We start from the raw sequence: 21,705 nt of genomic DNA, 5'->3' as shown, positions 1-21,705 counted from the left end.
CGATGATCGTTTCGTTGGTTCTCTCACTCATGGCCCTCGACTCCTTTCTGGGTTTGTCGGTCGAGTCCGAACTCCAGTTCAACGCTTCCACTTCACTCGTGTTCTGCGATCTGGATCGTCTTGATCACACGAGCCGGCTCCGGCCGTGCCAAGTCGATCGAAAGCAGTCCGTTTCTCAAGTCGGCTTTCTGGACTTCCATGCCGTCCGCCAGCACGAACGTGCGCTGGAATTGCCGGGCGGCAATGCCGCGGTGCAGGTACTGACGACTTTTGTCATCCTGCTGGCGGCCCCTGATCACGAGCTCCTTCTCCTCGACGGTCACCTCAAGCTGCTCAAGAGTAAATCCCGCGACGGCCAATGTGATCCGCAGCCGCTCAGGATTATTTTCGTCGGCAGAAAGCCGTTCGATATTGTATGGGGGGTAGCCATCCGCCGCTTTGGCGACGCGATCGAGCGCACGCTCGATCTGCTCGAAGCCGATGAGAAACGGACTGGACAACGACGGTACTCGGGACATCTTTCAAAGCCCTCGCTGAAAGCGACTTTGATGGGGCCCGATATGGCACCCCTGAATGGACCGGCACCCGCCGCCCCACTCGATACGTAATATGGTTGGCTCGGGTTAAGCTTTCAAGAATCACTCAAGAGCCAAGGCAGGACGCGGGTTCCTGAATAATAGACACGACGGCGTGAGGTGAACCGCCGTTCATTTGAGGTCTCGAAACGCCATGTCCGATTCGCCTGCATTGACCATCCGCTCGATCGCCAGCGTCGGTGTCGAGGTGCCGATGAATTTCGCACTCGGCACGAGCCGCGGCCGCATCACCAAAGCGCCGCTGCTGCTGATCGATGTGACCACCGCCGAGGGCATCACGGGGCGGGCCTATCTCTGGTCTTATTTCCCGCGCGCCATGGTGGCGATCGCGAGCATCCTCCAGGAAATCGAGGAGCGCACCAACGGTGAGCGTGTCGATCCCGCGGTGCTCTGGCCAAAGCTCGCTGAACGCTTCGCGCTGATCGGCGTGCAGGGCGTGGTCCGCATGGCGATGGCGGGATTCGACATCGCGTGCTGGGACGCGCTCTCGACGGCGGCCGGCGTGCCATTGGTAAAGTTTCTGGGTGGCGAGCCGCGGCACGTCCTGGCGTACAACTCATGCGGGCTCGGCTTGATGCCGACCGACGCACTCGCCGACGAGGCCGAGACGCTGCTCGCGAACGGCTTCCGCGCCATCAAGCTTCGCCTCGGCTATCCGACGCTCGACGAGGATCTCGCAGCCGTCCACGCGGTGAAGAAACGCATCCCGGAGAGCGTCGCGCTGATGGTCGATTACAATCAGGCGCTCGGCAGCGACGAAGCGCTGAAGCGCGGCCGCGCGCTTGACCGCGAGAGCATCGCCTGGCTCGAAGAGCCGATGCGTCACGACGATTATGCAGGCGCCGCGATGCTCAAGAGTGAGCTGGCCGTGCCGATTCAGATCGGCGAGAATTTTTCGCTCCCGTCCGGAATGCAGACCGCGCTCGACGCCAACTGCTGCGATCTCGTGATGCCCGATCTCGAGCGGATCGGCGGCATCACGGGATGGCGCGCCGCCGCCAAGCTCGCAGCGACGCGCGGGATCAAGATGTCATCGCACCTCTATCCGGAGACGAGCGCACATCTGCTCGCCGCCGTGACGCCGACCGCGCACTATCTCGAATATGTCGACTGGGCCGACAAGATCGTGCAGGAGCCGCTCAAGATCGTCGACGGCCACGCCGTCGTTCCCGACCGGCCTGGCACCGGTGTCGTCTGGGACAAAGCGGCGGTGGAGCGCTATCGGGTTTGATGAAGGTGGCCCAGCGGTCATTCCGGGGCGCGCGCGAAGCGAGCGAACCCGGAATCCAGTTACAACGGCAGTCTCTGCTCGTCTGGATTCCGGGTTCGCGCCTTGCCGGCGCGCCCCGGAATGACAGCACCGTTAGCGGATCAGCCCGCGGACTTCGTTGCCGATGAAGTTGCCAACTCTGCGGCCGCGGTTGCGCAGAATGCGCAGCAAGCCCTGATCGACAAAGTAGGTGTGCAGAATGCTGTCGCGCGTCTTCACGTGCGGCCCGACCGGATCGGCCGAGTGCCAGGAGTCGCTGCCGACCGCGAACGCATAACCGCTGTTCGGCGAGAACGGCATCTTCTTGACCTTCGGCATGCTGCCGTCCGGCAGCTTGTCGTGGAAGATCGTGCCGATGTCGTTCGTCGAGTCATCCGGCGGCAGATAGAACTGCACCGTGATGCCCTTCCACTTGGTGTCGGTGTGCGGCGTGATTTTGTACTTCGGCACGTCGCGCGTCAGGATCGGGATCGGGAACATCCCGACCTCGCGATACTCCACGCCAAAGCGCCGCTCCAGCGCCGGCGCAAGCCGGCGCACGAAGGCATCGCGCACCTCGTTGGAGCAGAGCGCACGGCCGACCAGATCCCACAGATCGCGCTTCTGCTGCGGCAGGCGACGGATGTATTCCGGGAACAGGTCGATCTTCACCCGCGTCGCGCTGCCGTCTTCCAGGATGTTCACATTGTCGCGGCCGGGGAGCGCGCGGTAGTCGGCCGCGACCGGCATCTCGCGGATCATCGCCGCGTAGATATCGTCGGGGAACACCTTGCCGAACTGCAGGTGATAGAATGGCTTCTCGTGCGCTTGCGCGTTCTCGACCGAGCCAACAATGAACTCGGTCAGCTTGGCGACGGCCTGGCGGTCCATGATCTGCCTCGTCCAATGTCTCGTTTGACCTGGATTTATAAGGCCAGATGACAGGGAGGCAAGGGCCGGCGTGCGCCGGCCCTCTTCGCATCAGCCTTTAAGTTTGAACAATTTCAAGGCGTTGGTGCGGCCGATCTTGAGCCGGTCGCCCTCGCTGATCGGCGCGGCATCGAACCACACCGCAGCGTGATCGATGTTCTCGAACGGCCAGTCGGTCGAGAACATGATGCGGTCGGAGCCGATCACCAGCATGGCGTTGAGCAGCGCCTGCGTGTGGAAGTTGCCCGACACCGTGATGTGGAAATTGTTGCGGAAATACTCGGCGATCTTTTTCTTAGCCGGATACTGGTTGCGGTCCGGGATCCACGCATTGGCGTTGTCGACGCGCCACATGCTGAAGGTCAGGCTCTCGCCCATGTGGCCGAGGATGATCTGCAGGTTCGGGTGTTTGTCGAACAGCCCCGAGCCCATCAGCCGAAGCGCATGCACCGCGGTCTCCTGGCCGAACGCCCAGATCGGCCCCATCAACCACGGATGGCCCTTGTAGATGCGGGAGTCCTGCGGCAGCGGATTGCGCGGGTGCAGATAGAACGGCACGTCGAGCTTGGCGCACACGTCCCAGAACGGCCAGTACTGCTTCTCGTCCAGATACGCGATCGTGTTCGGATCGCCGATCTGCGAAAACCCGTTGGCGAGCGCACCGACCATGCCGAGCTCCTTCACGCAACGCTCGAGCTCGCGCGCCGCGAGATCGGGATCCTGCAGCGGCAGCGCCGCCAGCGCCTGGAACCGGTCGGGCCGCTTGCGCACGTTCTCGGCCAGATAGTCGTTGGCCTTGCGCGCGATCTCGTTGGCCTTCTTCGGATCGGTGATCGCCTGGATCGCCGGCGCGTTCAGCGACAGGATCATCATGTCCATGCCGAACTCGTCCATCAGACGGAGCCTGCGCCCGTGCAGGTCCATGATGCGGTCCTTCACCTCGACCCAGGTCACCTCCGGAAAGAATCCTTTGGAGTCCATCAGGGTGTCTTCGATCGCAAAGTGCTCCTCGAGACCGATCTTGCCTTTCATCCGTTCCCTCCCGTTTGGGCGGCAATCCTACGCGGGTCCGCGCCAAAAACGAAAGCCGCCCGGAGGCGGCTTTTTTGCAGTGCTGATTGCGTTTCTTCGTCTTGTTGTCCCGGCTGCCTCTGGAAGGCTTATGCCGTCATCTTGAAACTGGTGGAGCCAGGCGGAGTCGAACCGCCGACCTCTTGAATGCCATTCAAGCGCTCTCCCAACTGAGCTATGGCCCCTTACTGGGAACAGGAATTCGGACACGCCTGATATCAGGTTCGCGGCCGGATTCCAAAAAAATCAGGTCTCTTCCTCGTCCTCCCGGCCTTCGCCGATAATGTCGGTGACGTCGTCGTCGCCCTCTTCGGTCTCTTCGATGAACGGAGCCTCTTCGGTCTCCTCGATCTCGAGATCGTCGTCGCCTTCCGCCGCAGCGGCGTCGCCCTTCTTGCCCTCACTCTCAGCATCCGCGTCCTCGAGCGAGACCAACTCGACGTCGGCGTTTTCCGGCGCCTCCTCGGAGGCTTCCTTGGCTTGCGCGCGCGAGGCAGCAGCGGCCGCGGCCGCCGCGGCGGCCGCATCACGGCCACCGCGCGTCACGGGAACAACGATCTCGAACACCGTGCCGCACTTCGGGCAGGTGATCGGATCCTTGCTCAGATCGTAGAACTTGGCGCCGCAACTAGCGCAGAGGCGCTTAGTGCCGAGCTCGGGTTTTGCCACGGTTCGGATATCCTCGAACGGTCCGTATGACGAAAAATTGGTGCCTCACTTGGCCGCTGGCAAGCCCGCTGTCAATAGTGCTCTCGCAGCTTTCGGCGCCCCCGTGCTAGGACGACACGCCTAATCCGAACGCTTAACCGTCCCAGATAGACCGATGTCGCATGCGTCCGCGCCCCAGCCCTTGACCGCCCGCCGCGCCGGGCCGCTGACCGGCCGTGTCCGGGTGCCGGGCGACAAATCGATCTCGCACCGGGCGCTGATCCTCGGCGCGCTGTCGGTCGGCGAGACGAAAATTACCGGGCTCCTGGAGGGCGAAGACGTCATCAACACCAGCAAGGCCATGCAGGCGATGGGCGCGAGCGTGAACCGCACCGGCGAGGGCGTCTGGAGCATCCGCGGCGTGGGCGTCGCCGGCTTCGCCGAGCCGGCCGCGCCGCTCGATTTCGGCAACTCCGGCACGGGATGCCGGCTGGTGATGGGCGCGGTCGCGGGCTGCCCGATCACCGCGTTGTTCGACGGCGACGCGAGTCTTCGCAAGCGGCCGATGCGGCGCATCCTCGACCCGCTGGAGAAGATCGGCGCCCGCATCATGGAGATCGGCGAAGGCGGCCGGCTGCCGGTGACGCTGAAAGGCGCGCGCGATCCGCTGCCCATCGTGTTCGAGGCGCCGGTGCCCTCCGCCCAGCTCAAATCTGCGGTGCTGCTCGCGGGACTTGCCGCCCCCGGCGCCACCACGGTGATCGAGACGGAAGCCACCCGGGACCACACCGAAAAGCTGCTCAAGCATTTCGGCGCTCATGTGCGCGTGACCGCCGAGGGCGAGCACGGCCGGCGCATCACGCTCGAGGGCCAGCCGGAACTCGAGGGCGCGTCAGTGGTGGTGCCGGCCGATCCCTCGTCGGCGGCATTCCCGCTCGTTGCGGCTCTGATCGTGCCGGGCTCCGAACTGATCCTGGAAGGCGTGATGATGAATCCGCTGCGCACCGGACTTCTCACCACGCTGAAGGAGATGGGCGCGGAGTTCGAGAAGCTCTCCGAGCGCAACGAGGGCGGCGAGGACGTCGCTGACCTGCGCGTCAGAGCCTGTACCCTGAAGGGCGTCGACGTGCCGCCGGAGCGCGCACCTTCGATGATCGATGAGTATCCGATCCTCGCGGTCGCGGCCGCCTTCGCCGAGGGCACCACGCGGATGCGCGGACTGAAGGAGCTGCGCGTCAAGGAATCCGACCGGCTCGCCGCGACCGCGGCAATGCTACAGGTCAACGGAGTCGCGGTCGAGATCGTCGATGACGACCTGATCGTGCACGGCAACGGCCGCGCGCCGGGCGGCGGCGTGGTCGCGACCCATATGGATCATCGGCTGGCGATGTCGGCACTGATGATGGGGCTCGGCAGCGAGAAGCCGGTCGGCGTGGACGACGCGGCCTTCATCGCCACGAGCTTCACGGGCTTCACCGAGCTGATGCGTAAACTGGGCGGGGATTTTTCCGATTGATCAACGCAGATCAACGTGCCAGGGCCAGGCGGGAGATTAAGAAGCTGTTCGGCTTCGCGGATGGTCCGAGAGCCAAGAAGTGAACAGCATTGAACGGCCAGTTCTTCGCGATGCGCTTGGGCTGGCGTCACGGAACGAGAAAAAATGATCATCGCCATCGACGGGCCGGCCGCGTCCGGCAAAGGAACGCTCGCGAAGAAGCTCGCTGCTCATTACGGGCTGCGCCATCTCGACACCGGCCTGCTCTATCGCGCCGTGGCGCTGGCGGTGATCACCGCCGGCCACAAGCCGAGCGACCGCGACCGGGCCATCGCGGCGGCCAAGACGATCGATCCGGCGAAGTTCGATGAGACGCAACTGAAGCGCTACGACGTCGGCGAAGGCTCTTCCGTGGTCTCGGCAATCCCCGAGGTGCGCGCCGCGCTGTTCAACCTGCAGCAGGAGTTTGCCGCGGCGCCGCCCGGCGCGGTTCTCGACGGCCGCGATATCGGCACCGTGATCTGCCCGAACGCCGAGGTGAAGATTTTCGTCACCGCGAGCCCGGAGGTGCGGGCGCAGCGCCGCACCAACGAACTGCGTGGCCGTGGCGAGACGGCCGACGAGAAGGCGGTGCTGGCCGACATTATCGCCCGCGACGAGCGCGACCGCTCGCGCAGCACGGCACCGCTGGCGCAGGCCAAGGACGCCCACCTGCTCGACACCAGCACGCTGGGCATCGAGGCGGCGTTCCAGGCGGCCTTGGCCCTGGTGGAAAAAGCCCGGCGCTGATTTCGTTGATTTAAGGCCGCTCTTGCGCCCTCAGGCGAGGTCACAGCCCATTGCATGCAAATTATGATATATATATCATATCTTTCATGAAACGAGCCGCGCCCATCCGTGCAGCCGACCATGACGACAGCGCCGAGGCGCCCGCTCAGACGTCTGCACCCGACTATTCCGGCGTGACCGATTTCCCGATGCATTATTTCGCGGCCATCGTTCGCCAGAACCAGCTCAACCTCACCCATGTGCTGCGGCCGTTCGAGCTGTCGGTGCCGCAATGGCGGGTGCTGTCTGCGCTTGCCGCCAAGGACCGCCACACCGTCGGACAGATCGCCGAATTCGCGGTGCTCGACCGCTCGGGTCTCGGGCGTCTGCTCGAGCAGATGGAAATGGCCGGGCTGGTGGAACGAACCAGCGCGCCGGAGGACCGCCGCGCCGTGCTGATCCGGCTTTCGCCGGCAGGCAAGAAGCGGCGGGCAGCCGCGTTCCCACTTGTCGTCGCACATTATCGCCGGCTGCTGCGGGGGATTTCCGGTGCCGAGTACAAGGCTCTGATGGGTCTGCTTCGGCGGGTCAAAGCCAACGCACTGATGATGGCGGACGTCTCGCTTCTGGAGAGCGGCTGATCATGGCAGCACTGCGCGACTACTACTATCCGAACACCGAGCCGCTTGCGCCCGACGAGATGCGCGTCATCGCGCTCGGCACCGGCCGGCCGTTCGTGCGCCGCGGCCAGGCCAACTGCTCGTGGCTCATTGAGTTGGGCAACGGCGACAAGTTCGTCATGGATTTCGGCTCCGGCTCGCAGGCCAATTTCACCGCACTGGAAATTCCGCCGCAGGACGTCACCGCCTACTTCGCGACGCATCTGCACGCCGACCACGTCGGCGACTTCGCGCAGGTTTGGGTGGGAAGCTGGGCCGGCGGCCGGGTGAAGCCTCTGGTGCTCTACGGTCCTTCTGGGCCCGAGCCGAAATACGGCACCGAGCACTTCGTCCGGCGCCAGATGGAATCGCTGGTCTGGGACACCGAGACACGGCTCGGCCTGCTGCCCGACGCCGGCGCCGAGGTTGAAGTCCACGAGTTCGACTTCACCAAAACCGGCACGGTCTACGATCGCAACGGCGTTACGATCAAAAGCTTTCCCGCAATTCATATCTTCGATGGACCGGTCAGCTACCGGCTCGAATGGAACGGGCTGACCTTCGTGTTTTCCGGCGACACGACGCCGAGCCAATTTTTCGTCGACAACGCGCAGGGCGCCGATCTTCTGGTCCACGAATGCTTCAACACCGTGAAGCAGCTCGTCGAGCGCTCCGGCTATCCGGAAAAAAGCGCAATCGGCATCGGCACCATCGCGCACACCTCGCCGGAGGAATGCGGCAAGGTGCTTGCCCTTGTGAAGCCGCGGCTCGCGGTCGCCTATCACTTCTTCAACGACTTCGACACCGGCCCCGAGGTCGAGCGTGACATCCGCAAGAACTACGACGGGCCGCTCGCGCTCGCGCAGGATCTGATGGTGTTCAACGTCACCAGGGAAAAGATCGCCACGCGGCTTGCCGTGACGCCGACGCTGGTGTGGCCCAACAAGGAGCGCCACGACGAATTCCGCGCGGCGGCCCGTGCCAAAAAACCGACCATGTCACGCTGGCTCGCCGACAAGCAGCTCTTTCCCAAATTCTAAACCAACCGATGCCGGGAGTGAGGTGCACGATGCAAAGGATCACTCGCCGAAAACTTCTCGCCGCTGCGGCAGCGGCGCCCTTCGTCATCGCGCGGGCCAAGTTCATCACACCGGCTGAGGCCGCGGATTATCCGAACCATCCGATCCGGGTGATCATCCCGTACATGGCCGGCGGCGTCGCCGAGAACATCATGCGGCTCCTCGCCGTCAGCATGGAACAGCGCCTTGGCCAGAAGCTCGTGCTCGAAGCAAAGCCCGGAGCCGCCGGCAACATCGGCACTCAGGAGGTCGCGCGAGCCGCGCCTGACGGCTACACGCTGCTGGTGGCGGCGACCAACAATTTCGCCATCAACCAGTTCGTCATCCGCATGCCGTTCGATCCGGCGACCGCACTCGCGCCGATCGCCAAGGTCGCGGAGGTGCCCTTGGTGCTGTTCTCCAATCCTGCCGTGCCGGTCCGCACGCTCCGCGAGCTGATCGACTACGCACGTGCCAATCCCGGCAAGGTGAACTACGGGATTCCGAGCCTTGGCACCGTCAACCATCTGATGATGGAGCGGCTGAAGCAGACCACCGGCGTCGAACTGACGCGGGTGCCCTACAAGGGCTCGCCGGAGGCGACCCTGGCGCTCATCAAGAACGACATCCAGCTGTTCCCGATCGGGCTTGCCGCGGTCGGCGGCCACTACCAGGCGGGCCGGCTGACCGCGCTCGCGGTCGCGACCGAAGCCCGTGTGCCGATGCTGCCGGACGTGCCGACCATGGCGGAATCCGGCTTTCCGGGCTTTGTCGCCTCGAACTGGTGGGGCATGGCGGCGCCGGCCGGCACCCCGGACGGCATTCTCGACACCCTCGCCCAGGCGGTCGCCGAGGCGCAGAAGACCGCCCCGGTCCAGGACCGGTTCAACGTTCTGGGCATGCTGGCCCCGGAACAGTCGCGCCGGCAGTTCGCGGCGGGCATCAAGGCCGAGGCCGCGCTGTGGCGGGAGACGGTGCAGCGCGGCCGGATCACGCTGGAATGAGCCGCAGCTCTCTTACCTCCCCCTGAAAGGGGGAGGTCGACGCGCGAAGCGCGTCGGGTGGGGGTCGATCTGGCACGCTAACTGACCCCCACCCCGACCTTCCCCCTTTCAGGGGGAGGGAGTGCACCGCCTGAGCTGCGATAGCCCTGCCTTGAAAGGATGAAGACCGCTTGCGCCTTGCCGGGTGGCCGTTCTGCGGCTATATCCCGCCGGTCCGGGCCGCCACATTCATCGGTGTGGCCACCCGAGCGGGCCGAGGGCGCGATTGACCGCCCCTCGCGGTTGGAGGACCAAGCCCCGCTTCGAGCCCTGCCGCGGCGCGCCGGACACAAACCATCGTTTCGACCGCTCGGTTTGAGCACAGGCCTGCCGGATTCCCGGCAGCGCTGAAGGTCTGCGGGGCCTTCAGCCCGCGCGTTCGGAACGCCATCAACATCAACCGCCTGCGCACCGCTTTGGAGAACTTATGGCCACTGCTACCAGCGCCGCGCCGACGCGCGAAGATTTTGCCGCGATGCTCGAAGAGTCCTTTACCGGCGGCAGCCCTCAGGAAGGGCAAGTCGTTAAGGGGATCGTCGTCGGAATTGAAAAGGACCTTGCCGTCATCGACGTCGGGGCCAAGACCGAAGGGCGCGTTGCGCTCCGTGAATTCACCGGCCCCGGCCGGCAGGGCGAAATCAAGATCGGCGACACCGTCGAAGTCTATCTGGAGCGCGTCGAGAATGCGCTCGGTGAAGCGGTGCTCTCGCGCGACAAGGCGCGACGCGAGGAAAGCTGGGGCAAGCTCGAGCTGGCCTTCAAGAACAACGAGAAGGTCCAGGGCGTCATCTTCAACCAGGTCAAGGGCGGCTTCACGGTCGATCTCGACGGCGCCGTGGCGTTCCTGCCGCGCTCGCAGGTCGACATCCGGCCGATCCGCGACGTCACCCCGCTGATGAATGTCGGCCAGCCGTTCCAGATCCTGAAGATGGATCGGCGCCGCGGCAATATCGTGGTGTCGCGCCGCACCGTGCTGGAAGAGACCCGCGCAGAGCAGCGCCAGGAGCTGGTGCAGAACCTCGAAGAGGGTCAGGTCATCGACGGCGTGGTCAAGAACATCACCGACTACGGTGCGTTCGTCGACCTCGGCGGCATCGACGGCCTGCTGCACGTCACCGATATCGCCTGGCGTCGCGTCAATCACCCGACCGAGGTGCTCAACATCGGTCAGTCCGTGAAGGTCAAGATCATCAAGATCAACCACGAGACGCACCGCATCTCGCTCGGCATGAAGCAGCTGCTGGACGATCCGTGGCAGAACATCGAGGCCAAGTTCCCGGTCGGCGCCAAGTACACCGGCCGCGTGACGAACATCACCGACTACGGTGCGTTCGTCGAGCTCGAGCCCGGCATCGAAGGCCTGATCCACGTCTCCGAAATGTCGTGGACCAAGAAGAACGTGCATCCGGGCAAGATCGTCTCCACCTCGCAAGAGGTTGAGGTGCAGATCCTCGAAGTCGATCCGGTCAAGCGCCGCATCTCGCTCGGTCTCAAGCAGACCATGCGCAACCCGTGGGAGGTCTTCGTCGAGAAGTATCCGCCGGGCTCCACCATCGAAGGCGAAGTCAAGAACAAGACCGAGTTCGGCCTGTTCCTCGGCCTCGACGGCGACGTGGACGGCATGGTCCATCTCTCCGATCTCGACTGGAAGCGTCCGGGCGAGCAGGTGATCGAGGATTACAAGAAGGGCGACAAGGTCCAGGCTCAGGTGCTGGACGTCGACGTCGAAAAGGAGCGCATCTCGCTCGGCGTCAAGCAGCTCCAGGGCGATCCGATGGCGACCGCCGGCGACATGAAGAAGGGCGACGTCGTCACCACCGAGGTGACCGAGGTCAAGGAATCCGGCATCGACGTGAAGATCGTCGGTGGCGAGCTGACCTCCTTCATCAAGCGCTCGGAACTCGCCCGCGACCGCAACGACCAGCGCTCCGACCGCTTCGCGGTCGGCCAGAAGGTCGACGCCCGTGTCGTCTCGTTCGATCGCCGCGCCTCCAAGGTGCAGCTGTCGATCAAGGCCCTGGAGGTCCAGGAGGAGAAGGAGGCCATCGCTCAGTACGGCTCCTCCGACTCGGGTGCCACCCTCGGCGACATCCTCGGCACGGCGCTCCGCCGCAAGGGCGAGGAATCCGACAAGGACGCCTGATCGGCCTGATTTCGATCAAAAACAGAGCCCCGGACCGCAAGGCCCGGGGCTTAGTTTTTTGTGCCTGATTGCTTGGATCAGTGGTGCAACAGCCGTCTTCATCCTCCCCTGGAGGGGGAGGGTCGACCGCCGTAGCGAAGCGAAGGCGGGCGGGGTGGGGTGATCTTTTTTGCGAAGAGGATTCACCCCACCCCGCGAGCTTCGCTCGCGACCCTCCCCCTCCAGGGGAGGGTGGAGCACCGCCGACGTTGCCGCCGGTGTGTCATGACTTCGGGTTCGGGCAGCTTGAGGTGCCAAACTTTAACCCGCATGTGATGCTGGTTTTGCTTGGCGGGCGGTAAACTGGGTTTCGAATCAAATTCGAGGAAACAAGGCCATGTCGCTGGATGCCGATCAGATCGTCGACCGCCGCCGGATGCGGCGCAAACTCACCTTCTGGCGCGCTGCCACGATTTTCATCCTGATCGCCGCCGTGGTGGGCGGCGGATGGATCTTCGCCGAGCGCCGTGGCGCGATTACGCCAATGGCCAGCGGCTCGATCGCCCGAGTCACCATCGAAGGCCTGATCCGCAACAACCGGACGCGCACTGAGGCACTGACGCGGCTCGCCGAATCCGACGCCAAGGCGGTGATCGTCCACATCAACAGCCCTGGCGGCACGGTGGCTGGGTCCGAGGAGCTTTACGACTCGCTGATGCGGCTGAAGGCCAAGAAGCCAATGGTAGTGGTGGTCGACGGACTTGCGGCCTCCGGCGGCTATATCGCCGCGATGGCGTCGGACCGCATCCTGGCGCAGCAGAGCTCCATCGTGGGCTCGATCGGCGTGATCTTCCAGTTCCCGAATTTCACCGAATTGCTCAAGACGGTCGGCGTTCAGGTCGAGAGCATCAAGTCCGCGCCTCTGAAGGCTTCGCCGAACGGACTCGAGCCGACAACGCCCGAGGCCCGCGCCGCGGTGGAATCGCTGGTCAAGGATTCATTCGATTGGTTCAAGGGCCTGGTGCACGACCGCCGCGGCCTCGACCAGGCCGCGGTGGAGAAGGTCTCCGACGGCCGCGTCTATACCGGCCGGCAGGCGCTGGAGCTGAAGCTCATCGATGCGCTGGGCGACGAGTTCGCGGCCGTCGACTGGCTTGCCAAGGAAAAGGGCATCAATCCGAAGACCCCCGTGCGCGACTACCGGCTGAGCCCGCGCTTCGGCGATCTGCCGTTCCTGCACACCGGGGCCGTGTGGATGCTCGATGCGGTCGGATTGGGCGGCCTCGCCGAACGCTTCAAGGATTTGGGCGCCGTGCAGGCCATGGAACGGCTCAACCTTGACGGTCTATTGGCGCTTTGGCACCCTTCAGCGACGAACTGATGCGGTACACATCCGGTTCGCCGCCGGAGTGGGAGAGGCAGCCCGATGATCAAGTCCGAATTGGTCCAGCAGATTGCATCGGCCAATCCGCATCTCTACCAGCGCGATGTCGAGAACATCGTCAACGCGATCCTCAACGAGATCGTCGCCGCCATGGCGCGCGGCGATCGGGTGGAGCTGCGCGGCTTCGGCGCCTTCTCGGTCAAGCACCGGCCGGCCCGCACCGGCCGCAATCCGCGCACCGGCGCCCATGTGTCGGTGGCGCAGAAGTCCGTGCCGTTCTTCAAGACCGGCAAGGAAATGCGCGAGCGCCTGAACAAGGGCAATCCCGACGCGGCGTTGGACGACGATTCCGACGACGAATAAGCCGCGCTCCCGCAGAGTGCGGCTCGCTGCGCTCGCCGTCGATCCTGCGAGGCACGTGAATGCGCAAGTTTCTTTCCGCTCTGATTCTCGTGCCTCTCGGCATCGTCATCGTAATGTTCGCGGTGGCGAATCGCGAAGTCATCACAGTGTCGTTCGACCCGTTCGCCACCGTGAGCCCGGCCTTCGCCGTGAAGGTTCCGCTCTACGGGTTGATCTTCGCCCTCGTTGCGCTTGGCGTGCTGGTCGGCGGCATAGCATCCTGGCTCAAGCAGCAGAAATGGCGGACCCGGGCGCGCCGCGCCGAAGCCGAGGCGCGCGAGTTGCGCGCGAGACTGGACGCACTTGAGCCGAGGCGCCCGATGCCGGTGCCGCGCGACACCGGAACGTCGCTGATCCTGCCGCCCGCCGCCTGAGCGCTGGAACCGCAATGGCGCTTCGCATCGTCACCGCCGATGACGTCAATCGGCTTCTCGCCTACGACAAGCTGATCGACGCCCTGGCCGACGCGTTCCGCGCCGACATCTCGGTGCCGGACAAGATCGCGCATTTCGTCAAATTGCCGTCGGGCAGCGAAGCCAAGGTGCTGCTGATGCCCGCCTGGACCAACACCGGCGAGCGCTTCATCGGCCACAAGCTCGTCAACGTGTTTCCCGACAACGCCAAGGCCGGCAAGCCATCCGTGCTCGGCAGCTACGTGCTGATGTCGGGCGACACCGGCGAGCCGCTCGCCCTGATCGACGGCACGGCACTGACGCTGTGGCGAACCGCGGCAACCTCGGCGCTCGCGGCGCGCTATCTTGCTCGCGAGGATGCGGCGCATCTCCTGATGATCGGCGCAGGCGCCCTGAGCCCGCATCTCGTGCGTGCGCATCGCGCCGTGCGCCCGATCAGCCAGGTGACGATCTGGAACAGGACGCGCTCGCGTGCCGTTGCCACGGCGTTTGCGCTGTCGGCCGCCGGCATCGAGCCGATGCTTGCCGACGACCTCGAAGAGGCGATGCGCGACGCCGATATCGTGTCCTGCGCGACGCTCTCCGAGAAGCCTCTGGTGCGCGGCGCCTGGCTGAAGAAGGGCGCGCACGTGGACCTGGTCGGTGCGTTCACGCTGAAAACGCGCGAGTCCGACGACGAAGCGATCCGGCGCGCGCGCGTCTATGTCGACTCGCGAACAGTAGCGCCGAAAGGCTCCGGCGATATCGCGGTACCGCTGAAAAAGAAAATCATGACCGCGAAGGACATCCAGGGCGATCTGTTCGAGCTCTGCCGCGGCAGCGCGAAGGGCCGCAAACGCAAGGACGAGATCACATTGTTCAAATCGACCGGCGTCGCACTCGAAGACCTTGCGGCCGCGATGCTGATCTGGCGTGCGCTTGGCGGCTGATCGCAGCGAACAAAATACCATCGCATCCGAATTGAATCGAAATCGTCGCGATTGAATCGCGAACTGTCGACATCAAGGTTGACGGCCAACTTACCAGTGGGCTCATCTGGGTGGCGGCACCCAGGCCGCAATTTTTGTCTAGAAGCTTCCGAACGTTCGGGATTGAGCCTGAGACCGAGGGGGGTCCGGCTTTAAACGGGAGCAAGCGTATGATGAATCGCTCAGGTCGCGAGCAACGGACGACTGTGCTTTTTGGAAAGCGTCACGTAGCCCCGAGAGCCTGCGTGGTCGACATCAAACCGCATATCCGTACGTTTCTCGCGGACGCGCTGGAAGAGCTCGGATTTGTCACGCGTTCCTGTGGGCGGCTCGCTGACGTCGCGAGCGCGCTTGACGATTTCGATCCCGCGCTGATCGTGCTCGGCCATCTGGCTCCCGAAAGCGAAGTCACCAAGACATTGCATCTTCTGGTTTCGGCGAGCTTCCGCGGCCGCGTCATGCTGTTCGGCGGGCGGGCCGCGACCTCGCTGATCGCGCTGCACGAGCTCGGCGAGCAATCGGGTCTCGCCATGCTGCCGCCGCTTGGCACGCCCTATCGCGACAGCGACCTGCATCAGAACCTGTCGCCGTTTCTGCCGATCCCGGCATCGCCCAGCATGGTGGTCGATGTCGAAGAGGCGATGCGAAACGGCTGGCTCGAGATGTGGTATCAGCCCAAGATTGATCTTCGCGAGATGCTGCCGTGCGGCGCGGAGGCGCTGATCCGCATGCGCCATCCGACCTGGGGCATCGTGCCACCCGCGGCCTTCGTGCCGAAATACGACGATCCGAATCTTCGCGAATTGTCGGAGTTCGTCGTCAAGCGGGTGATGCAGGACTGGACGTTCTTCGCGCAGGGCCGCCCGCCCCTCGATATGACGATCAATGTGCCGTCTGCCCTGCTTGTAGACCGCGGTTTTGTCGACCGGCTGTGCCTTCAGCTGCCCGATTGTGCGGCTTTTTCCAGCCTGTTCGTCGAAATCAACAGCGTCGACGTCTGCCGCGACCACGCGGTGGTGCGGGAGGCCGCGCGACGGCTTGAGCATTACAACATCGGCATTTCGGTGGGCGACGTGATGGCCGAATCCTCGTGGATCGATGTCGCCGATTTTCCGATCGCCGAGATGCAGATCGACGGCGACTTCATCAACGGCTGCGCCGACGATCGCGCCAAGCGCGCCGCCTGCGAAATGGCCATCGAGATCGCCAAGAAGCTTCAAGCCAAGACGCTGGCCAAGAACCTTGAGCGGACCGCCGACTGCCGCGCGGCCTGCCAGATGGATTTCGACGCCGGCCAGGGCTTCCTGTTCGCCAAGCCCATGGAGGCGAACCGCCTTGTGCGCACCATGCTGCGGCGGCGCAGCGCCGCGACCGAATAGCGTCCCGAACCTGAAAAATCAGCAGGCCGCAACCGCAAAACCGGCCCAAAGGGACCGGCCGAGCGGGCAAGACAAAAACCGCTTGATCCTGTAGAACCGCGCCTTCAAAACGACGGCGGACATGGCTCTTCTGGTCAAAATCTGCGGCTTGAAAACCCCCGAAGCCCTCGACGCGGCGCTGGACGCCGGCGCCGACATGGTGGGTTTTGTGTTCTTCCCTCCGTCCCCGCGGAACCTCGGCCTCGAGGCCGCGCGGCTCCTGGGTGAACGGGTCAGGGGCCGGGCCAAGAAGGTCGCGCTGTCGGTCGACGCGACAGACACGGCGCTGGCCGCCGCGATCGAGGCGCTGAAGCCCGATATGCTGCAGCTCCATGGCAAAGAGACGCCGGAGCGGGTCGTGTCGGTGCGCTCGCGCTTTCGTTTGCCGGTGATGAAGGCCCTGCCGATCGAGACTCGGGCCGACCTGTCTCCGATCAACGGCTACGCCAAGGTTGTCGACTGGCTCCTGTTCGACGGCCGCGCGCCACGCACCGCGACCCGGCCTGGCGGTCTCGGCAAGACCTTCGACTGGACGCTTCTTGAGCGGCTCAATCCCGGCGTGCCGTTCATGCTCTCGGGCGGGCTCGATGCCGACAATGTCGCCGAGGCGCTTCGCATCACGCGGGCGCCCGCGGTCGATGTGTCGTCGGGCGTCGAGCGCGAGCCCGGCGAAAAGGATCTTGACAAGATCCGCGCCTTTGTGCGCGCAGCACGCGAAGGTGAACAGACGCTCAAAGTGGCGAACCGCGCATGACCGCTCCGCAGCAACCCAATTCGTTCCGCACCGGCCCCGACGAGCGCGGCCACTTCGGCATCTACGGCGGCCGCTTCGTCGCCGAGACGCTGATGCCGCTGATCCTTCAGCTCGAGAAGGCGTATGCGGAGGCCAAGTCCGATCCCGCCTTCAAGCGCGAGATGGACTCGCATCTGAAGCACTATGTGGGCCGGCCGTCGCCGCTCTATTTCGCCGAGCGGCTCACTTCGCATTTCGGCGGCGCCAAGATCTACTTCAAGCGCGAAGACCTCAACCACACCGGCGCGCATAAGGTGAACAACGTGCTCGGCCAGATCATGCTGGCCAAGCGCATGGGCAAGCCGCGCGTGATCGCCGAGACCGGCGCCGGCATGCACGGCGTCGCGACCGCGACGATGTGCGCCAAGTTCGGTCTCGAATGCGTGGTGTTCATGGGCGCGGTCGACGTGGCGCGGCAGCAGCCCAACGTGCTGCGCATGCGCGCTCTCGGCGCCGAGGTGCGGCCCGTCGAGGCGGGCGCCAAGACCCTCAAAGACGCGATGAACGAAGCGTTGCGCGACTGGGTGACGAACGTCTCCAACACGTTCTATTGCATCGGCACCGTCGCGGGCCCGCATCCCTATCCAATGATGGTGCGCGACTTCCAGTGCGTGATCGGCGACGAGGTCCGCGTGCAGATGCAGGAGGCCGAAGGCCAGCTGCCGGACTCGCTGATCGCCTGCATCGGCGGCGGCTCGAACGCCATGGGGCTGTTCCATCCGTTCCTCGACGACCGGCAGGTCGACATCTACGGTGTGGAAGCCGCGGGCCACGGCCTCGACAAGAAGCACGCCGCGTCCGTCGCGGGCGGACGTCCCGGCGTGCTGCACGGCAACCGCACTTATCTTTTGATGGATAACGACGGACAGATCGAAGAGGCGCACTCGATCTCGGCCGGTCTCGATTATCCGGGCATCGGGCCGGAGCATGCCTGGCTTGCCGATCTCGGCCGCGTGAAATTCCTCAGCGCGACCGACAAGGAAGCGCTGACCGCGTTCCAGCTTTGCAGCCGGCTCGAAGGCATCATTCCGGCGCTGGAGCCCTGCCACGCGCTCGCCAAGCTGCCGGAGATTGCGCCGAACAAGCCCAAGGACCATCTCATCGTGGTCAATCTCTCAGGCCGCGGCGACAAGGACCTGGAAAGCGTCGCCCATCACCTGAAGGGCAAGCTCTGATGTCGCTTTATGTCTGGTGGAACTCGATGCCCCGGCAGAAGCGCACCGGCTGGACGCTGGTGACCGTTGGACTCGTCTACATCCTCTATTTCCTGAAGGCACGGCTGTTCGAGACCGGCCCCGTGATCACCAACAAGGAATGGTTCTACTTCGTAGCGATGTTCGTGCTGATCATGATCGGCACCATCAACATCCGCATGGCCGAGATGAAAGAGCGCAATCAACAGACCATGCCGCTCGTCGATCCCAAGCAGCGCAGCCGCCGATGACCACCCGCATTGATCAACGCTTCGCCGACCTCAAGAACGAAGGCCGCGCCGGACTCGTGACCTTCACGATGGCCGGCGATCCCGACACCAAGACGTCGCTGGCGATCCTCAAGGAATTGCCGAAAGCCGGCGCCGACGTGATCGAGCTCGGCGTGCCGTTCACCGATCCCATGGCGGACGGTCCGGCGATCCAGGCGGGCGGCTTACGCGCGCTGAATGCCGGGCAGAACATGGTCAAGACACTCGGCATGGTGCGCGCGTTCCGCAAGGGCGACGATACAACGCCGATCGTGCTGATGGGCTACTACAATCCGATCTACATCTACGGCGTCGAGCGCTTCCTGAAGGACGCGAAGGACGCGGGCGTCGACGGCTTGATCGTGGTCGATCTCCCGCCCGAGGAAGACGAAGAGCTGTGTCTGCCAGCGCTCCGAGCCGGCGTGAACTTCATCCGGCTCGCGACGCCGACCACCGACGACAACCGTCTGCCGGCGGTGCTCGCGAACACATCGGGCTTCGTCTATTACGTCTCGATCACCGGCATCACCGGCTCGGCAGCGCCCAATGTCGGCAAGGTCACCGAAGCGGTGACCCGCATCAAGCGTCACACCAAGCTGCCGGTGGCGGTGGGCTTCGGCGTGCGCACCGCGAAGCAGGCGCAGGCGCTTGCAGCCAGCGCCGAAGCCGTCGTGGTCGGCTCGGCGCTGGTGAACGCCGTCAAAGACAGTCTCGACAAGAAAGGCAAGGCCACGGCAAAGACCGTCAAGGCGGTCACCCGGCTCGTGAACGAGCTGGCCTCAGGCGTGCGCGCAGCCAAGAAAAGCACCAAGAAGAACACCTAGAAAACACTGCGAAAAAAGCTTGATCGGCAGGCCGTGACGGCCGCCTTTCGCGGGCCTATATAGGGCCGAGAGACAGGAACGCCCGCATGAACTGGATCTCCAACGTCGTCAGGCCGAAGATCCGCAGCTTTCTCAACCGGCGCGAGTCGCCGGAGAATCTCTGGATCAAATGTCCGGAGACGGGCCAGCTCGTGTTCTTCAAGGACGTCGAGTCGAACCACTTCGTCATCCCGAGCTCGAACTATCACATGCGCATGGGCGCAACCGCGCGGCTGAAGTCGATCTTCGACGACAGCACGTGGGAAGAGATCGCAGTGCCGTCGGTCGCCGCCGATCCGCTCAAGTTCCGCGACGAGCGCCGCTACGCCGACAGGCTGAAGGACGCGCGTACCAAGACCGGCATGGCCGATGCCGTGAAGGTCGGCGCCGGCACCCTTGATGGGTTGCCCGTCGTCGTCGGCGTGCAGGATTTCGATTTCATGGGCGGCTCTCTCGGCATGGCGGCCGGCGAAGCCGTGGTCGCGGGTCTTGAAACCGCGGTCAAGCGTGGCACGCCGTTCATCATGTTCGCGGCCTCCGGCGGCGCGCGCATGCAGGAGGGCATCCTTTCGCTGATGCAGCTTCCGCGCACCACGGTCGCGGTCGAGATGCTGCGCGACGCGGGCAAGCCCTACATCGTGGTGCTGACCAATCCGACCACCGGCGGCGTCACCGCGTCCTACGCCATGCTGGGCGACGTGCACATCGCCGAGCCTGGCGCGCTGATCGGCTTCGCCGGGCCGCGCGTCATCGAGCAGACCATTCGCGAGAAGCTGCCTGAGGGCTTCCAGAAATCGGAATATCTGCGCGACCACGGCATGGTCGACATGGTGGTGCACCGCCACGAGTTGCGGCCGACGCTGGCAAGCCTGTGCCGCATTCTCATGCGGCAGCCGTCCGCACCGCCGCACGCCATCGCCCTGCCCCCACCTGCTGTCGTTGAAGCACCAGCCGCTCCCGCCTGACCGGGAGGGCTCGCTGCAGCCCACGCGCATGAGCGCCTATCAACCGATCATCGAGCGTCTTCTGACGCTGCATCCCAAGCGGATCGACCTGTCGCTTGACCGGATGTGGCGTGTGCTCGATGCGCTCGGCCATCCGGAACGGAGCATCCCGCCGGTCATTCATGTGGCCGGCACCAACGGCAAGGGCTCGACCGTCGCCTTCATGCGCGCGGTGCTGGAAGCTGCGGGCCGTGGCGTGCACGTCTACACCTCGCCGCATCTGGTGCGCTTCAACGAACGCTTCCGGCTCGCCGCGCCCGCCGGCGGCAAGCTCGTCAGCGACGAAGCGCTCGCCAGCGTGCTTCAGGAATGCGAGCGCGCCAATGATGGCGCGCCGATTACCGTGTTCGAGATCGAGACGGCCGCGGCGTTCATGCTGTTCTCACGCCATCCCGCCGACGTGGTGCTGCTGGAGGTGGGCCTCGGCGGCAGGCTCGACGCCACCAACGTGATCGACAAGCCGCTGGCTTGCGCGATCACGCCGATCTCGATGGACCATCTCGAATTCCTGGGCGACGGTATCGAGAAGATCGCTGCCGAAAAGGCTGGCATCCTCAAGCGCGGCGTGCCGGCCGCGATATCGCCGCAGCCCGAAGCGGCGCTCGCCACCATCGAACGCGCAGCGCATCGCGTGCGCGCGCCGCTGCGCATCTGCGGCGAGCAATGGCACGTGCATGGAGAACGCGGCCGCCTGGTCTATCAGGACGACGGCGGCTTGCTCGATCTGCCGCTGCCCAAGCTTGCAGGCCGCCACCAGCTCGACAACGCCGGCACCGCGATCGCCACGCTGCGCGCCGCGGGGTTGTCGCTGCCGATCCAGGCGTTCGAGACCGGTCTGGCCAGGGCCGAATGGCCGGCGCGCATGCAGCATCTGTCGCAAGGTGCGTTGAAGCAGCTTGTGCCGGCCGGCAGCGAGCTCTGGCTCGACGGCGGTCACAACGCCGACGGCGGCCGCGCGATCGCAGCGGCTTTGGGCGATCTCGAGGAGCGCGTGCCGCGCCCGCTGGTGATGGTCGTCGGGATGCTGACGACCAAGGACAGTGCTGGTTTTCTGAAGAATTTCACCGGCCTCGCGCGCCGCGTGATCGCGGTGCCGATCCCGCGGCAGGACAAAAGCGTGCCTCCGGAAACGCTGGTCGACATCGCACGCGGCATCGGCATCCCGGCCGAAAGCCGCGATACGCTCCAGGCCGCGCTGAAGACAACCGGTCATCTGGGATTGATGCCCGCGCCGCGCATTCTGATCACGGGCTCGCTCTATCTCGCGGGCGAAGTGCTGGCGCTGAACGGCACCCTGCCGGACTGAGCAGCACGAAAAACGAAATGGCCGGCATTTCGCCGGCCATTTCACAACTCAAA

Annotated in this window: 22 protein-coding genes and 1 tRNA gene; 18 read left to right on the top strand and 5 right to left on the bottom strand. The window is 64.7% G+C overall.

Features of this window, described 5'->3' with window-relative positions:
• Positions 1–92 precede the first annotated feature (92 nt).
• The gene (locus tag RHPLAN_RS01935) at positions 93–518 is read right to left on the bottom strand and encodes an Hsp20 family protein (protein ID WP_068013362.1); all 426 of its coding nucleotides are present in this window, start codon (positions 516–518) and stop codon (positions 93–95) included.
• 211 nt (positions 519–729) lie between these two features.
• Between RHPLAN_RS01935 and RHPLAN_RS01930 the strand changes: the two genes are divergently transcribed.
• Positions 730–1,827 (top strand): enolase C-terminal domain-like protein, encoded by a 1,098-nt coding sequence (locus RHPLAN_RS01930; RefSeq protein WP_068013360.1) that lies wholly within the window; start codon positions 730–732, stop codon positions 1,825–1,827.
• Between the two features lie 132 nt (positions 1,828–1,959).
• Here RHPLAN_RS01930 and RHPLAN_RS01925 read toward each other — a convergent pair whose 3' ends face one another.
• The 4 genes from RHPLAN_RS01925 to RHPLAN_RS01910 all read right to left on the bottom strand — a co-directional run bounded on the left by RHPLAN_RS01925 (position 1,960) and on the right by RHPLAN_RS01910 (position 4,515).
• Positions 1,960–2,736, bottom strand: coding sequence for a hypothetical protein (locus tag RHPLAN_RS01925; RefSeq protein WP_068013358.1), 777 nt, complete (start codon positions 2,734–2,736; stop codon positions 1,960–1,962).
• A 90-nt stretch (positions 2,737–2,826) separates the two neighbouring features.
• Positions 2,827–3,807, bottom strand: coding sequence for an amidohydrolase family protein (locus RHPLAN_RS01920; RefSeq protein WP_068013356.1), 981 nt, complete (start codon positions 3,805–3,807; stop codon positions 2,827–2,829).
• 148 nt (positions 3,808–3,955) lie between these two features.
• A tRNA-Ala gene (locus RHPLAN_RS01915) sits at positions 3,956–4,031 on the bottom strand.
• 61 nt (positions 4,032–4,092) lie between these two features.
• On the bottom strand, positions 4,093–4,515 hold the full coding sequence (locus RHPLAN_RS01910; protein ID WP_068013354.1) for a TIGR02300 family protein: 423 nt from the start codon (positions 4,513–4,515) through the stop codon (positions 4,093–4,095).
• A 154-nt stretch (positions 4,516–4,669) separates the two neighbouring features.
• Here RHPLAN_RS01910 and aroA point away from each other — a divergent pair, with 154 nt between their 5' ends.
• The 17 genes from aroA to RHPLAN_RS01825 all read left to right on the top strand — a co-directional run bounded on the left by aroA (position 4,670) and on the right by RHPLAN_RS01825 (position 21,652).
• Complete coding sequence (gene aroA, locus RHPLAN_RS01905; protein WP_068013353.1) at positions 4,670–6,010, top strand: 3-phosphoshikimate 1-carboxyvinyltransferase; 1,341 nt, start codon at positions 4,670–4,672, stop codon at positions 6,008–6,010.
• 144 nt (positions 6,011–6,154) lie between these two features.
• Positions 6,155–6,778: a (d)CMP kinase gene (cmk, locus tag RHPLAN_RS01900; protein ID WP_068013351.1), complete on the top strand. Its 624-nt coding sequence runs from the start codon at positions 6,155–6,157 to the stop codon at positions 6,776–6,778.
• A gap of 86 nt (positions 6,779–6,864) precedes the next feature.
• On the top strand, positions 6,865–7,398 hold the full coding sequence (locus RHPLAN_RS01895; RefSeq protein ID WP_068013350.1) for a MarR family winged helix-turn-helix transcriptional regulator: 534 nt from the start codon (positions 6,865–6,867) through the stop codon (positions 7,396–7,398).
• A gap of 2 nt (positions 7,399–7,400) precedes the next feature.
• Positions 7,401–8,456: a guanitoxin biosynthesis MBL fold metallo-hydrolase GntH gene (gene gntH, locus RHPLAN_RS01890; RefSeq protein WP_068013348.1), complete on the top strand. Its 1,056-nt coding sequence runs from the start codon at positions 7,401–7,403 to the stop codon at positions 8,454–8,456.
• Between the two features lie 29 nt (positions 8,457–8,485).
• Complete coding sequence (locus RHPLAN_RS01885; RefSeq protein WP_068013346.1) at positions 8,486–9,478, top strand: Bug family tripartite tricarboxylate transporter substrate binding protein; 993 nt, start codon at positions 8,486–8,488, stop codon at positions 9,476–9,478.
• Positions 9,479–9,944: 466 nt separating this feature from the next.
• Positions 9,945–11,660 (top strand): 30S ribosomal protein S1, encoded by a 1,716-nt coding sequence (gene rpsA / locus RHPLAN_RS01880; RefSeq protein ID WP_068013344.1) that lies wholly within the window; start codon positions 9,945–9,947, stop codon positions 11,658–11,660.
• A gap of 376 nt (positions 11,661–12,036) precedes the next feature.
• Positions 12,037–13,020: a signal peptide peptidase SppA gene (gene sppA / locus RHPLAN_RS01875; RefSeq protein WP_068013342.1), complete on the top strand. Its 984-nt coding sequence runs from the start codon at positions 12,037–12,039 to the stop codon at positions 13,018–13,020.
• Positions 13,021–13,065: 45 nt separating this feature from the next.
• The gene (locus tag RHPLAN_RS01870) at positions 13,066–13,386 is read left to right on the top strand and encodes an integration host factor subunit beta (RefSeq protein WP_068013341.1); all 321 of its coding nucleotides are present in this window, start codon (positions 13,066–13,068) and stop codon (positions 13,384–13,386) included.
• Between the two features lie 59 nt (positions 13,387–13,445).
• On the top strand, positions 13,446–13,799 hold the full coding sequence (locus RHPLAN_RS01865) for a lipopolysaccharide assembly protein LapA domain-containing protein (protein ID WP_068013339.1): 354 nt from the start codon (positions 13,446–13,448) through the stop codon (positions 13,797–13,799).
• A gap of 14 nt (positions 13,800–13,813) precedes the next feature.
• Positions 13,814–14,767 carry a bifunctional Delta(1)-pyrroline-2-carboxylate/Delta(1)-piperideine-2-carboxylate reductase gene (gene lhpI / locus RHPLAN_RS01860; protein ID WP_068013337.1) on the top strand — a complete coding sequence of 318 codons (954 nt, stop codon included), beginning with the start codon at positions 13,814–13,816 and terminating at the stop codon, positions 14,765–14,767.
• Between the two features lie 284 nt (positions 14,768–15,051).
• Positions 15,052–16,185 (top strand): EAL domain-containing protein, encoded by a 1,134-nt coding sequence (locus tag RHPLAN_RS01855; RefSeq protein ID WP_068013336.1) that lies wholly within the window; start codon positions 15,052–15,054, stop codon positions 16,183–16,185.
• Between the two features lie 121 nt (positions 16,186–16,306).
• Positions 16,307–16,978 (top strand): phosphoribosylanthranilate isomerase, encoded by a 672-nt coding sequence (locus RHPLAN_RS01850; protein ID WP_068013334.1) that lies wholly within the window; start codon positions 16,307–16,309, stop codon positions 16,976–16,978.
• Positions 16,975–18,192 (top strand): tryptophan synthase subunit beta, encoded by a 1,218-nt coding sequence (gene trpB / locus RHPLAN_RS01845; RefSeq protein WP_068013333.1) that lies wholly within the window; start codon positions 16,975–16,977, stop codon positions 18,190–18,192. The genes RHPLAN_RS01850 and trpB overlap by 4 nt, the downstream gene beginning before the upstream one ends.
• Complete coding sequence (locus tag RHPLAN_RS01840) at positions 18,192–18,461, top strand: hypothetical protein (protein ID WP_068013331.1); 270 nt, start codon at positions 18,192–18,194, stop codon at positions 18,459–18,461. The genes trpB and RHPLAN_RS01840 overlap by 1 nt, the downstream gene beginning before the upstream one ends.
• Positions 18,458–19,303 (top strand): tryptophan synthase subunit alpha, encoded by an 846-nt coding sequence (trpA, locus tag RHPLAN_RS01835; protein WP_068013330.1) that lies wholly within the window; start codon positions 18,458–18,460, stop codon positions 19,301–19,303. The genes RHPLAN_RS01840 and trpA overlap by 4 nt, the downstream gene beginning before the upstream one ends.
• 86 nt (positions 19,304–19,389) lie before the next feature.
• Complete coding sequence (gene accD / locus RHPLAN_RS01830) at positions 19,390–20,307, top strand: acetyl-CoA carboxylase, carboxyltransferase subunit beta (protein WP_068013328.1); 918 nt, start codon at positions 19,390–19,392, stop codon at positions 20,305–20,307.
• A 28-nt stretch (positions 20,308–20,335) separates the two neighbouring features.
• Complete coding sequence (locus tag RHPLAN_RS01825; protein WP_068030402.1) at positions 20,336–21,652, top strand: bifunctional folylpolyglutamate synthase/dihydrofolate synthase; 1,317 nt, start codon at positions 20,336–20,338, stop codon at positions 21,650–21,652.
• The last annotated feature ends 53 nt before the right edge of the window (positions 21,653–21,705 follow it).

It is taken from the genome of Rhodoplanes sp. Z2-YC6860 (genome assembly GCF_001579845.1).
Taxonomy (GTDB): domain Bacteria; phylum Pseudomonadota; class Alphaproteobacteria; order Rhizobiales; family Xanthobacteraceae; genus Z2-YC6860.
Note: the sequence above shows the minus strand (reverse complement) of the source record. Positions and strands in the feature narration are given on the sequence as shown.

Bases quoted from the DNA above. Each gene is read 5' to 3' on its own strand.
- RHPLAN_RS01935 (WP_068013362.1), bottom strand. From the start codon at position 518: ATGTCCCGAGTACCGTCGTTGTCCAGTCCGTTTCTCATCGGCTTCGAG.
- RHPLAN_RS01930 (WP_068013360.1), top strand. From the start codon at position 730: ATGTCCGATTCGCCTGCATTGACCATCCGCTCGATCGCCAGCGTCGGT.
- RHPLAN_RS01925 (WP_068013358.1), bottom strand. From the start codon at position 2,736: ATGGACCGCCAGGCCGTCGCCAAGCTGACCGAGTTCATTGTTGGCTCG.
- RHPLAN_RS01920 (WP_068013356.1), bottom strand. From the start codon at position 3,807: ATGAAAGGCAAGATCGGTCTCGAGGAGCACTTTGCGATCGAAGACACC.
- aroA (WP_068013353.1), top strand. From the start codon at position 4,670: ATGTCGCATGCGTCCGCGCCCCAGCCCTTGACCGCCCGCCGCGCCGGG.
- cmk (WP_068013351.1), top strand. From the start codon at position 6,155: ATGATCATCGCCATCGACGGGCCGGCCGCGTCCGGCAAAGGAACGCTC.
- RHPLAN_RS01895 (WP_068013350.1), top strand. From the start codon at position 6,865: ATGAAACGAGCCGCGCCCATCCGTGCAGCCGACCATGACGACAGCGCC.
- gntH (WP_068013348.1), top strand. From the start codon at position 7,401: ATGGCAGCACTGCGCGACTACTACTATCCGAACACCGAGCCGCTTGCG.
- RHPLAN_RS01885 (WP_068013346.1), top strand. From the start codon at position 8,486: ATGCAAAGGATCACTCGCCGAAAACTTCTCGCCGCTGCGGCAGCGGCG.
- rpsA (WP_068013344.1), top strand. From the start codon at position 9,945: ATGGCCACTGCTACCAGCGCCGCGCCGACGCGCGAAGATTTTGCCGCG.
- sppA (WP_068013342.1), top strand. From the start codon at position 12,037: ATGTCGCTGGATGCCGATCAGATCGTCGACCGCCGCCGGATGCGGCGC.
- RHPLAN_RS01870 (WP_068013341.1), top strand. From the start codon at position 13,066: ATGATCAAGTCCGAATTGGTCCAGCAGATTGCATCGGCCAATCCGCAT.
- RHPLAN_RS01865 (WP_068013339.1), top strand. From the start codon at position 13,446: ATGCGCAAGTTTCTTTCCGCTCTGATTCTCGTGCCTCTCGGCATCGTC.
- lhpI (WP_068013337.1), top strand. From the start codon at position 13,814: ATGGCGCTTCGCATCGTCACCGCCGATGACGTCAATCGGCTTCTCGCC.
- RHPLAN_RS01850 (WP_068013334.1), top strand. From the start codon at position 16,307: ATGGCTCTTCTGGTCAAAATCTGCGGCTTGAAAACCCCCGAAGCCCTC.
- trpB (WP_068013333.1), top strand. From the start codon at position 16,975: ATGACCGCTCCGCAGCAACCCAATTCGTTCCGCACCGGCCCCGACGAG.
- RHPLAN_RS01840 (WP_068013331.1), top strand. From the start codon at position 18,192: ATGTCGCTTTATGTCTGGTGGAACTCGATGCCCCGGCAGAAGCGCACC.
- trpA (WP_068013330.1), top strand. From the start codon at position 18,458: ATGACCACCCGCATTGATCAACGCTTCGCCGACCTCAAGAACGAAGGC.
- accD (WP_068013328.1), top strand. From the start codon at position 19,390: ATGAACTGGATCTCCAACGTCGTCAGGCCGAAGATCCGCAGCTTTCTC.
- RHPLAN_RS01825 (WP_068030402.1), top strand. From the start codon at position 20,336: ATGAGCGCCTATCAACCGATCATCGAGCGTCTTCTGACGCTGCATCCC.